Annotated in this window: 11 protein-coding genes and 1 pseudogene; 5 read left to right on the plus strand and 7 right to left on the minus strand. The window is 42.0% G+C overall.

The window, feature by feature from the left end; all coding sequences use genetic code 11:
* Positions 1–50 precede the first annotated feature (50 nt).
* The 3 genes and pseudogenes from BJP37_RS02020 to BJP37_RS02030 all read right to left on the minus strand — a co-directional run.
* Positions 51–440 (minus strand): annotated as a pseudogene (locus BJP37_RS02020) (UDP-glucose--tetrahydrobiopterin glucosyltransferase); the annotation flags it as partial.
* Positions 441–666: 226 nt separating this feature from the next.
* Positions 667–1,971, minus strand: a complete 1,305-nt coding sequence (locus BJP37_RS02025; protein ID WP_075896071.1) for a HEAT repeat domain-containing protein — start codon at positions 1,969–1,971, stop codon at positions 667–669.
* Between the two features lie 217 nt (positions 1,972–2,188).
* The gene (locus BJP37_RS02030; RefSeq protein WP_075896073.1) at positions 2,189–3,178 is read right to left on the minus strand and encodes a DMT family transporter; all 990 of its coding nucleotides are present in this window, start codon (positions 3,176–3,178) and stop codon (positions 2,189–2,191) included.
* 327 nt (positions 3,179–3,505) lie between these two features.
* Between BJP37_RS02030 and sppA the strand changes: the two genes are divergently transcribed.
* Positions 3,506–4,330, plus strand: a complete 825-nt coding sequence (gene sppA, locus BJP37_RS02035; RefSeq protein WP_075896075.1) for a signal peptide peptidase SppA — start codon at positions 3,506–3,508, stop codon at positions 4,328–4,330.
* A gap of 75 nt (positions 4,331–4,405) precedes the next feature.
* Positions 4,406–4,792, plus strand: a complete 387-nt coding sequence (gene aroH, locus BJP37_RS02040) for a chorismate mutase (protein WP_075896076.1) — start codon at positions 4,406–4,408, stop codon at positions 4,790–4,792.
* 312 nt (positions 4,793–5,104) lie between these two features.
* Here aroH and crtR read toward each other — a convergent pair whose 3' ends face one another.
* The 3 genes from crtR to BJP37_RS34115 form a co-directional block, all read right to left on the minus strand.
* The gene (gene crtR / locus BJP37_RS02045; protein WP_075896078.1) at positions 5,105–6,007 is read right to left on the minus strand and encodes a beta-carotene hydroxylase; all 903 of its coding nucleotides are present in this window, start codon (positions 6,005–6,007) and stop codon (positions 5,105–5,107) included.
* Between the two features lie 218 nt (positions 6,008–6,225).
* Positions 6,226–6,393, minus strand: coding sequence for a hypothetical protein (locus tag BJP37_RS38210; protein ID WP_158069357.1), 168 nt, complete (start codon positions 6,391–6,393; stop codon positions 6,226–6,228).
* Between the two features lie 879 nt (positions 6,394–7,272).
* Positions 7,273–7,494: a 1-acyl-sn-glycerol-3-phosphate acyltransferase gene (locus BJP37_RS34115; protein ID WP_081431031.1), complete on the minus strand. Its 222-nt coding sequence runs from the start codon at positions 7,492–7,494 to the stop codon at positions 7,273–7,275.
* 608 nt (positions 7,495–8,102) lie between these two features.
* On the opposite strand from BJP37_RS34115, the gene metG reads away from it, so the two are divergent.
* From metG to lptC, 3 genes are all read left to right on the plus strand, one after another.
* Positions 8,103–9,719 (plus strand): methionine--tRNA ligase, encoded by a 1,617-nt coding sequence (metG, locus tag BJP37_RS02055; protein WP_269087109.1) that lies wholly within the window; start codon positions 8,103–8,105, stop codon positions 9,717–9,719.
* 106 nt (positions 9,720–9,825) lie between these two features.
* Positions 9,826–10,428 (plus strand): LabA-like NYN domain-containing protein, encoded by a 603-nt coding sequence (locus BJP37_RS02060; RefSeq protein WP_008182130.1) that lies wholly within the window; start codon positions 9,826–9,828, stop codon positions 10,426–10,428.
* Positions 10,429–11,238: 810 nt separating this feature from the next.
* Positions 11,239–12,381: an LPS export ABC transporter periplasmic protein LptC gene (gene lptC, locus BJP37_RS02065; RefSeq protein ID WP_075896082.1), complete on the plus strand. Its 1,143-nt coding sequence runs from the start codon at positions 11,239–11,241 to the stop codon at positions 12,379–12,381.
* Here lptC and BJP37_RS41865 read toward each other — a convergent pair.
* On the minus strand, positions 12,331–12,526 hold a 196-nt coding region (locus BJP37_RS41865), incomplete at its 5' end, for a hypothetical protein (RefSeq protein WP_214607738.1). The genes lptC and BJP37_RS41865 overlap by 51 nt on opposite strands.

Raw genomic sequence — 12,526 nt, forward strand, 5'->3', positions numbered from 1 at the left:
CCTTCCCGACGCTGACCCTATCGGGTACAGCGCGGGGCTGCCGCCTTGAAGCTCACTAGGTGAGCAATGGGACGAGTGAAAAAGGGGGTTAGGTAAAACGGTAACCAGTCGTAGGCAAAGTTTACAATCAAGTCATAGTCAGTTTGAACTTGCCGCCCATAGTCCCACATATTAGCCAATACGGAGGATGGGGGGATGATAGTAGGAGTGTCTCTTGTTTGAGTTTGAATACTAGTTTCCAGAACACCATCAATTTCTACCAGAGGCATTCCCCAAGCTGTAGATCCTTTAGTTGCCACAATTGTGATCCTGTGACCCCGATTAATCAATTCCGTAGCAATGTTACGTAAAGTCAACTCAACCCCACCACCTAACCCTGAACCCAACGGACCAACTGGGGTGGAAATTAATAGCAATTTCAGGGAATTTAATTGACTCATTAATTTAAAATTAACCCTGGCCATTTGATAATCAAAACGATAACTATAAGCTTTTCATTAATTTTGAATTCAAAACATTTATTACTGTAAACATCTTCAAGCACGGTAAGTAAAGCTGAGTAAACTTTTATTCTATGCTATTCCATTTTAACGGTTTACACTTCCCTATCATAGCACGGTAAGTAAAGGTTACTAAACTTTTATTACCTGTTATGAATTTACCTAACTAGTCGCTATTATCTTGGTAATGGTTTGAATTATTTTCTGATGAATTCAGGTAATTTTGTGCTGGTGGCAAACTATCCAGTTTAGTGGAAGGGCGCATTTTATTAAACTGATCGATTGCCCATTTTGCCGTTTCTCGCACTTCGGAATCCGGGTCATCGGTAGCGTGACGCAACATCTGCAAGACTTGGTTTAGTAATTCATAAATTCGCGTTGCATCCCGAATCGCATTTTTCCGGACTTGGGGGTTGTCATCCTGCAAAGAAATGGCTAGGGCTTTGTTAATCGGTTTGAGAGTTTTGGTGCTAATTTGGGATAAGGCTTCCAAAATCAAACCACGCTGCTTAGAATCAGAATCTACCATTAAGTTGACTAGGGGCGTTACTGCCCTAGAATCACCCTTTTGGGCTAATTCCCAGATAGCTTGTTGTCGCTTTTTTGGATCTGGGTCTTCTAATTCTCTGATTAATTCCTCAACAATACTAAATTTAGTCAGGCGAGTGGTCTTTTTGACATGTAAGGAATCAGCTAAGGACTGAGGTTGAGGATTGCTAGAATTGGCAACCTCATAACTAGCGCTATGGTTATAACCGCTCTGAGGATGGTGGTTTTGGGAGTCAGTTGACACTTGGACTTTGAGGTTATTGACTGTAGTATCTTGTTTAGCTTGGTTTTCTGTGGAGGACGCTAATTGTGAGTCTACGGGTCGTTTTGGTTTAGTCAACCACTTGAATAGGAAAAAACCACAACCAGCCATGATGATGGCTGGGATAATCAGCCATGATGACGGGCTCTTTGCCTGGGTGGAAGGTTCGGTAGTAGTCGATTCGGCAGTAGTCGATTCGGCTGCCACTGATTGACCTGAGTTTGGAGCTGAGCTAGTGCTGGTGGTTGTCGTCTTAGCAGCGTAGGCTTGCTCCAATTCCTTCCTAGTAACAGAATTAACAACACCGAATTTCCTCAATCCAACGGATTCTTGGAATAAAGCGACTGCTTTCTCTGTACCCTCACCATAAACACCATCTTCAAGCCCATTGTAGAAGCCAAGATGCTTTAGCTTGGCTTGCACAATAGCCACCTCTTGGCCCCGACTCCCTTTGAGCAGAATTGGTGGGTCAGTTTCTGTGGCAGAAGGAGATTGAGCGATTAGCAACGGGTCAGGGAGGTTGTTGGGTGAAAATGCGTTCGCGAAGCGGTTCCTAAGGAACATCGCTTTTTCTAATTTCACCGCTTGGCTGGGTGCTGGGAACCAGCCTAGGCAGTTCAAACAGGTAGCAACAAGTATGATAGACCAATAGCGAGTCATAAAATTAAACAGGACTCGAATGTGAACGCCAATTCTAGCTTACGCACTTAACACACAACGCTAAATCCCATGTGCTTTACTCGTTCGAGCAACATAATTTTGGCTCGATTAATCTCAATTGTATCAAATCGGCTTCACTGCTGGGTTTATGCTAGCTTAGCACTACCTTCTTCAGACGATCTCAGTTGTTGTTTCCACTGCCAGTTTTCCCCTTTGGCTAGCCGCTGTTGTTTGCGAGCCTTGCTTTGATCCGAGTGGCTATTTGTTCCCGCTGATTGACTAGATAAACGCTAAGCAATGTCACGCACACACCAGTCCACTGTAGGGAACTGAGTACCTCAGACAACACTAAATTCCCAAATAGCAGGGCAAATACTGGTGTCAGAAAGGTTAAGCTACACAGACTAGTGAGATTCCCCTTGGAGGCAAAGTAGAAGAATATACCGTATGCGATCGCACTCCCGAAAACAGTGGAGTAAGCTAATGCGATCCAGCCAACTCCATCAATATTCACCCATTGCTGGGATTCTATGACACTAGAGAGGGCAAATAACGGTAATCCTCCTAGGATCATATGCCAACCAACTGCAGCAACTGGGTCAGCATAGCGGCTGATAATGGGAACCATTACTGTTCCTACTGCCATGGAAAGGGATGCTAAGAGCATCAGCCACTCTCCATGATCAAACAGCTGTTGCCAGCTTAATTCTATAGCTTGAGCGTTGCCAGTAAAAAGGCTGAAAATCCATTGATCGGGCAAGCCAATCAAGCTGATTCCTACTATACCAAATCCTAGTCCTAACCAACCCCACAGTCCAATAAGTTCACCAAAGAGCAATGCTGATAGCAGGGCGACCACTAGGGGTTGACTATCAATCATGACCGAACCCAAACCCGCACCAGTGCTAACCAATCCCTCGGCTAGGAAACCCTGAAACATTGCCCCATCCACTAAGGCAAATAAGCTAATCCACAGCCAGGCTAGCCAACCTTTCGGCTGGGGGCGACCCATCACAGTTGCTGCTCCTAATACTAAAACTCCTGCTGGTACTAACCGCACCCCAGCCATAAACAGAGGGGTTGTGTTGGGGATCACCCCTTTCATGGCTACCATAGCTGTACCCCATAGAAAAAAGGGGGAAATCAGCAGTAGTGAACCTAGTAGTGACCCTATCGGTGGCAGTATTGTGTTGGCTTTTAGTTGCATAATCCTGATTTATGGTGAAGAACGAAAATAACCGACACTCAAGCAGCTGTCAGAAATTTAATTTAGATATTGACTTTACCGATTGACTTGGCTCTGGAGCACGGGGGCTCTGGAGCACAGGAGTGAGTTTTGGAGTTTTTCTAGCTTACTGAGTAACATACAATTTCAATGGGCGACAGCTTAAACGAGCTTTTCATATTTGGTTAAACACTTGTTTATTTATTTATTTTGAGCAGCTTAGGAGCTGATCGCTTTATAAAATGATGCAAACTATATATACAAGCTCCAGTAATCAGTTAAATCTAGACTAGATACTCACAATCACCTATGCCTTGGCCGTTTAAACGCAAATCTCTCAAACAAATTGCTCGAATTGAAATCACGGGGGCGATCGCTGCTGGTACCCGTAAACGGGTCCTCGAAGCCCTAAAAACTGTTGAAGAAAAGAAATTTCCGGTCTTACTATTACGGATTGACAGTCCTGGTGGTACAGTCGGGGATTCTCAGGAAATCTATAGCGCCTTGGTGAAGTTGCGAGAAAAGGTGAAGATTGTAGCTAGCTTTGGCAATATCTCCGCATCCGGGGGTGTTTACATTGGCATGGGAGCGGAACATATAGTAGCGAACCCTGGTACAATCACTGGAAGTATTGGTGTGATTCTGCGGGGAAACAATATAGAGCGCTTGTTGGATAAAATCGGTGTTTCCTTTAAGGTCATTAAGTCAGGTCCATACAAAGATATCTTGGCGTTTGACCGGGAACTGACTGAGCCGGAAAAAACTATTCTTCAAGAGTTGATCGATACCAGTTATCAGCAGTTTGTACAAACTGTTGCCCAGAGTCGCAAGCTAGATGTAGATGTAGTAAAAAGTTTTGCTGATGGTAGGATTTTTACTGGTGAGCAAGCACATAACTTGGGGGTGGTTGATCGCCTGGGAACTGAAGAAGATGCCCGTTGCTGGGCAGCGGAATTGGTGGGTCTTGACCCAGAGAAAACCAAGTCTTTCACCATCGAAGAACCCAAACCATTGTTGAGTCGCTTGCTACCGGGTAACCTTATTCGCAATAGATCTCAGATATCTGTTGGTATAGATTGGTTAGAGTTTGAACTATCAACTAGCGGTCAGCCCCTATGGTTGTACCGACCATAAGATAACATGGAGATTTGAGATTTCACAAAGCGTGTAAGATCTCAAATCTCCCAGGGAAATTCGGAGGATCTTACCTTGCACTGGAGAGTTAGAGCAATTCGAGGCGCAACAACTGCCTCAGAAAATACAGTAGCAGCGATTAGAGAAGCAGTGATAGAACTGCTAGATCAACTCGAAGCTCATAATGAAATCGACCATCAAGAAATAATTAGTGCGATTTTCACCACGACCCGTGATTTGGATGCTAAATTTCCAGCTGCGATCGCACGAGAACGTCCGAATTGGGATCATGTTCCTTTACTTGATGTGCAACAGATGCATGTCGAGGGTAGCCTAGAGCGTTGTATCCGGTGTTTAATCCACATCAACACTCCTGTTTCTCAACTTGAAATTTATCATCCCTATTTACGTCAGGCCAAAAATTTAAGGCCTGATTGGACCTTAGCTCAAGTCAGCCGTTAGTTGTCAGGTTATATCTAGTAACCACGCGCCTTCTACCAATTAGCCAGTGGTAATTTAAAGTTGTCATTAGACTTCGTGGAAGTTGTCGGGAACAGCTGATCTGCGGATCTCGGAACAGTGGACAAGAATTGACGTAAACACTATCAGAAAAATACTTTTGCAAGAGGTCTATTAGTCATTAGTCAAAATAAAATTGTTAATTGTTAGCTGTTAATGCTTAATTAGCAACTAACAATTAACAGCCATGGGATTTTATTTACTGAAATGTATCAATGGTCAACCGTCCATGGTCAACCATCAACAGAAAAATTTTCAGGTTGATTCCGTTTTTCTATCAGATGATTTGTGGTGGAAACGAATTCCTAAAAAGATATCGTATACAAAGTTCCAAAAACTCTTTTGGGCCAGAAGTCCCAGAGATTGATCACAACCTTTTTCATCTAAAAGGGGTTTAACAGCACGGTAGGCGGACTGATACTTGTACCAGGGTATATTCGGCCACAGGTGATGAATTAGATGATAGTTTTGTCCCATAATTAGCAGGTTGAGGATGGGACTGGGGTAAATTCTAGCATTTTTCCAGCGATCACGTTCTTTAAATGGACGATGGGGCAAATAATCAAAGAACAATCCTAGCGCCATACCTACAACTAATGCTGGTACAAACCAATAGTTCAGGATGTAGTCTAAAAAGCCGTATTGACAAGCAAGATATATGATGATGGCGATGAATAGACGGCTAAAAAACCACTCCCAGAGCTCATACTTACGCCACAAACGGCGCTTGAAAAAAAATATTTCGTGATAAAAAAAGCGAACTGCAATTAACCACAGCGGACCACCAGTGGAAACAAAATGATCGGGATCATTTTCGGGATCGTTAACATTGGCATGATGCTGCATATGAACCCGCGTGAACACTGGGAAGGTAAAACCTAACATCAGGGCGCTACCATGACCCATCAGGGCATTGACGTAACGGTTTTTGTGGGCAACATGGTGAGAGGCATCGTGAATGACTGTTCCTACCATGTGTAAGGCAAGGACATTAATGCTAAAGCAGCAAGCGTTAGGCAAATCCCAAAGCCAGTAACCACTGGTGGAACAGACCACCAAGATGATCGCCGCCACAAACATAAGTAACGTTAAGTTAAACTTATCCGGGGCACCCAGGAACTCCTTGGGTACTGTCAGCGGCTTGATGGCCTCCGACATACTTGTTTTTTCTCCTTTCTACTGTCTTTTGGTAGTATAAGGTAAAATGGCTAAATCATAAAGATTTGTTAAGATTAGAACTTCTAATCAGAAACTAAAGTCAATTTCAGGAAAATCACTCTCGTCACCAGGGGAGCCCCTCCCCACTCGCGCTTTGCATCAAGAAAGCTCGTTGGTTAAAACAAGTAGCTCGGTTACTCAAAATAATCCGGTCAATCCTATGGGGGGTTTTCAGAGCTACCTTCACGCACCAGACAGACTTCCTTTCGACTCACCATACAGATAACGTCCTGTGAAGCTCCCTCGTTGAGTTCCGCTTCAATCAGGTTAACCACTACCCCTGCCAACTTCTCCAAGTTGCTTAAATCATCGGTTGGGATCGCCAAACAACGGAAATCAAAATCAGTTTCTCAATGTTGAGCCTGTACTGCCAACAGCTCACCCATTGGAACCATCTCTGGTAAATAAACAAATAGTGGATAATCACCGATTAGATTGTCCCGGACTCAAGAAACACGAACAACTATTAACGTTTGGCATTCTTTACTTTCAGTATGAAGTATTATAGCCATCAACATTTTTTTTGCGTAAGTATAACGAATAATGCTTCATATCAAAACCGCTTCATTATTGAATGTTTAGTACATTTTATTGTATTTATTAAATCTGTATAAACCTATATTTAATAAATATTAAATAGAAAATTTTATAGATAAACTAGGTAGTTTAAATTATGGTGATTGAGCAAGTTTTTAGTCAAGCATAAGTGAGACAATAACAAGCCTATTTTATCCTTGAGCCTTAATACTTGATACTTCATACTTTATCCTTGATACCCTGTACTAATCTAGCAATTTAATACCGGTATATCTTACTAATGGAGCACATAATCTGTTTCCCTTGATAGTTCCGCTGTTTCTGTGTAATCCAATAGAAATGTCCAAGTAATACTGCCAAACAGCGATGAATTACCATCGGATGCCAACCCATTTGTTCAAATCGGGGTTCAGATGGGTCAAACAAACGTAACGATCACAGGGGTATCACTGAGTGTACGATTTCTTCTTGGGAAGCGATCGCGCTTTAGGCGCGGCGCTGCCTGTTTAACTGATGTCCACAAAGCTAAGTGGGTAAAGCCTTTATGAAAGTTGCCTATTTCCAAAGGCTGAGTAAAATTCACCATTGGTTAGGCTCTGAGTATACAAACCCCAACCCAATGATGATGTTCGCGAAACTGACTTGCCTGTTGTAACAACGCTCACAGTCTATATTCTGGTTTTTATAGATAGAAACAACCCATCTGCTTGACAACCCACCCGCATCACTGGTGCTTGTCCCATGTCATGATCACAAGCAATGGGGATTCGTTGCCCCAAGGCTACCATCAACAACGGGACATCTAGAAAGCCACGATGGTTACTCACTACTACAACAGCAGATTTATGAGGAATGCGATCCTGATCGATATTGGAACAATTTATTCCCATTGCAGCAAGAAGGGCATCAGAAACCTGTAGTGGAAGATGGTCAGACTTCAGTTTCAGTCATCAATTTCTAATATAGATTAACATTTCTTAACATTTTTTTAAAAATAGATCTATTGACAGATGCCTTAAAGTAGAGATAATCAGGTGCAAAACAACTAATGGTGATAGACTGCCAGTGACTACAAGTGTGTAGCTTGACACATTAGGCATTAAGCCAGTAGTAGAAAAAGCCTGTTAAATCTAAACTAGACTACTAACTTATGTTAATAATTAATTTTCCTTATAATCAAGTGACAGAAGGTGGCCTTGATTCCATTCCTTCAAGGGAGTGGGATAACTTATCGGCTGCTTATCATTACTCCTTACTCATAAGTAACAGACTAAGGAGTAATGACTCGAAACCCCACAACTAAAATAGGTGGAATGAGTTACAAGATAATAAACAATTTTGAGTAACGTCAACTAAAAAGTAGCGACAGATACTTTTTAGAAAAGGTTAAAACTTAAGTAAATCTGATTAGATAAATACTACATATAGTAACAACTAAAATTAATACTAGTAGCCATACACTAGGTTAGAAATCACTTAAATAAGTTAAATCAGTTGGCTGGAGGGCGTTTTTAACACTCATATGATTCATACGAATACTACTAAAAATACATTTGCCATTACAACACCCCTTTACTATGTGAACGACTTACCCCATATCGGCAGTGCCTATACCACCATGGCATCTGATGCAGTAGCTCGTTTTCAACGGTTACAGGGCAAAGACGTACTGTTAATTACTGGTACAGATGAACATGGACAAAAAATTCAGCGGACTGCTGAAACTCAAGGGGTAGATCCTCAAGTACATTGCGACAAGATAGCTGCTGGATTTGATGTCCTCTGGCAAAAGCTCAATATCCAGTATGACCGTTTCAGCCGCACTACCGCTAACCGCCACCAAGCCATTGTCAAAGAATTTTTCATGCGGGTTTGGGATAAAAGTGACATTTATCTGAGTCAACAACAAGGGTGGTACTGTGTCTCCTGTGAGGAATTTAAAGAGCAACGGGAACTTCTACCTGGAAACCGCTGCTCGATTCATCCCAATCAAGAAGCGGAGTGGCGAGATGAGCAAAACTACTTTTTCCGGCTCTCTAAATACCAAAAACAGCTAGAAGAACTTTACCAACAGCGACCGGATTTTATCCAACCGGAAAGTCGCCGTAATGAAGTGTTGAGTTTTGTCAGTCAGGGACTACAGGATTTTTCGATTTCACGATTGAATGTCGATTGGGGCTTCCCAGTACCGGTTGATCCCAGCCACACCATCTATGTTTGGTTTGATGCCTTACTAGGCTACGTGACTGCCCTATTGGATCCCGATAGTGAAGCAACTCTTGATAATGCCTTACAAAAATGGTGGCCGATCAATTTACATCTTATCGGTAAGGACATCCTGCGCTTTCATGCTGTATACTGGCCTGCCATGTTAATGTCAGCCTCTCTACCTGTTACAGGTCAAGTATTTGGTCATGGCTTTCTGACCAAAGATGGTCAAAAAATGGGAAAAAGTCTAGGCAATACCCTAGACCCAGTGGAGTTGGTAGATAAATACGGTGCTGATGCAATTCGCTATTATTTTCTAAAAGAGATTGAATTTGGGCGAGACGGGGATTTTAGTGAAACCCGTTTTATAGATATCGTCAATGCGGATTTAGCCAATGACCTAGGTAATTTGCTCAATCGCACCTTGGGCATGGCTAAAAAGTATTGTCAAGGTATTGTTCCAGGTTTAACTGGCTCAGATATTTCACAGGTCAATCCTCTGCTCGAAATTGGCTTAGATCTCGGTTCACAAGTCGCTAGGGCTTATGAATCCCTAGCGTTTAGCCAAGCTTGCCAAAAAATATTTACTCTGATTCGAGCCAGTAACAAATTTCTAGATCAGCAAGCTCCCTGGAGCTTGTATAAACAAGGAAAACAGCAAGAGGTTGAACAAGTGTTATATACAGTTTTAGAATCAGTGCGCTTAGCTGCCTATCTATTATCACCGATTATTCCCAGTATTAGTACGGAGATTTACCAACAACTAGGTTTTGCCATCGACTTTAGCCAAAAAGAACACATCTTTTTGGCTGCGCCCTATGTATCCCATGCATCTTGGGGGGTTTTACCTCAAAACCAGAAGCTAGGAAAACCCAAACCGGTATTTGCACGACTGGAACTCACCTAATTTGGTTCCGTCTTATTAACCAAAAACTTAATCGGCATATTACCTTAATGCTGATTAAGTAAAAAGTTTTTTAATTTTTTTTTTTTAACAAAGAGGTATAATAAAAATGCTGAGCCATTATAATCATGACCCAATTTTTACACCTGAACAAGTCTTAGAAAACCGTGGTCGTGTTGCCATCTTTATCGATGGTTCAAACTTATTTTATGCTGCCCTACAACTAGGGATTGAAATTGACTACACTAAGCTATTGTGTCGTTTGACAGCAGGATCTAGGCTACTACGCTCTTTCTTTTACACTGGTGTTGATCGTACGAATGAGAAGCAGCAAGGCTTTCTGCTCTGGATGCGTCGTAATGGCTACCGAGTAATTGCCAAAGATTTAGTGCAGCTACCAGATGGCTCAAAAAAAGCTAATCTGGATGTAGAAATTGCTGTTGACATGATGGCACTAGTGGGTTCCTACGACACAGCAGTTCTAGTCAGTGGTGATGGGGATCTTGCCTATGCAGTCGATTCTGTCAGTTATCGGGGAGTTCGGGTTGAGGTAGTCAGCCTACGCTCGATGACCAGTGATAGTCTCATTAATGTAGCTGACCGCTATATTGACCTTGATACCATCCAAGAAAGTATCCAAAAAACACCCAAACAAAACTATACTTACCGTCCTTTGTCTGGGTTCAATGTGATGGATGAACAGCACAAATAGTTTGGTGATTAGTGATTAGTGATTAGTGATTAGTGATTAGTGATTATTCATTATTCATTATTCATTGGTGATTAGGGTCTGTCTGATGGGGTCGAAACTACGATGTAGGTGTGTGGGCGTTTCTTTCTCATGTCTTGTAGCATTCGGGCAATAATTAGTGGCTGAAACCCTATAGTTTATGTCCGATGCTTTCCCCTCCTATAGTTGACATACAGACTTTATTAATGGAGTAGGGTCAACCATCTAAAAACTGAAAGCTAAGCAACTAAGTCAAGTATAGATGAGGGGGTAACAGGTCGCCTATAATCATTAACTCATCTGGGTTTGGTCAATTCAGTTACAAAACTTATATCCAACTTGAAGGAAATAATCAGAGATTGAGTTCTCAGTCATTGAAAATATTCTGCCGAGCGCTGAGCGGGTGAAAGGTAGGCTATAATCCTTATCTGGTCAGGATGCGCGTCAATTCAGTTACCCAACTTATCAACTCGATTTTTCGACCACTTGGACGAAATAATCAGGGATTGAGTTCTCAGTCATTGAAAATATGCTCATGATTATCTAGGTATAGTTTGGGATAATAGTGACCTTAAACCTAGAGCTGGCAAGGAATTTGGGGCGCTTGTTGTCCCCCAGGAACTATAGAGGTTATAAAAACTTCTAATAACTAAGGAGTAATAACTAGTATAGCGTTTCCTAGTAAGCAATTTTTATAAAAATTACTTTTTTAAATCGATACAAGTCTTTCTGATTAAGCTTTGTATCGATTATTTTATAGTGATTTATCCTAACCACACGCTCTTAAGCCATATGTTTTTATACTCCAAGAGATGTCTTAAATTTTTTATTTTGATTTTCATGGTTTACTCATTATCTGGCTGTAAGAGTGAGCCAAAGCCATTAAATCAAGTTCAGGAAGACACTAACGTTACTGAAAAAATTGAAGGAAGTCTAGTCTTTAAAAACGTCACTCTAGATCAGTCAGATAAGCAAGGTCGTCCTCTATGGAAAGTTACAGGAGATAAAGCGACTTACTCTCCAGATAGAAAAATCGCTTACATTGAGAAACCCAATGGGGATTTGTATCAAGATGGGAAACTGATTTTACAGGTTTCAGCCCAGAGTGGGGAAATCCTAGAGAATGGTGAGATAGTGTTTCTCAAAGGTCAGGTCACGGCTACCGATCCCCGTAATGGTGCTGTGTTACGAGGTGATGAGTCTGAGTGGAAACCTAAGGAAGATTTGTTAGTTATCCGCAATAACGTTAAAGGTAATCACCCTAAACTACAAGCATCCGCAAAGGAAGGGCGTTACTTAAGTCGAACCCAGAAGTTGGAATTAATTGGTCAAGTAGCAGCCATATCGAAAGACCCAAACTTGCAAATGAAAACAGAACGTTTGCTCTGGCAAATCGAACAACAGAAGGTAATTGGTAACAAAAGGATACTTATTGAGCGCTATAAAAATAAGATAGTAACAGAACGAGTGGAAGCAGACAATTCTGAGGTAAACCTTAAGGCAAATATAGCAACTCTCAAGAAAAATGTGCAGTTGACTTCGGTCGAACCACCGGTCGTGATATCGACTAATTCAGCAGTTTGGAATTTGAATGATAAAACTGTTGTTTCCGATCAGCCGGTTAGAATTGTTCACCAGCAGGAGAAAGTGATGGTAACAGCTAACAGGGGACGGGTAGATTTGGGTAAGAAAGTAGTTAGGTTAACTGGAGGAGTACAAGGGGAGGGAAGCCGTAAGCAAGCCAAACTATACGCTAATCAGCTAACTTGGGATATCCCCACCCAACAGATGGAAGCCTCAGGTAATGTAATATATGAACAAGTTTCACCCCAATTTAAGACGACTGGTGATAAAGCAGTGGGTAACCTTGAAGCTCAAGATATTTTAGTAACTAGTGGTGTTGGGGAAAGAGTGGTAACAGAAATTATTCCTTGAGCTGGTTGAAGGTTGTTCGCGTAGCGTGGCCTTTTGGCCAAGGTTGTTCGCGTAGCGTGGCCTTTTGGCCAAGGTTGTTCGCGTAGCGTGGCCCTTAAAGGGTGACAACCGATCTACAATGCTTGCTGAATCAGGGACAGCGCAT

The organism is Moorena bouillonii PNG, from assembly GCF_001942495.1.
Lineage (GTDB): Bacteria > Cyanobacteriota > Cyanobacteriia > Cyanobacteriales > Coleofasciculaceae > Moorena > Moorena bouillonii.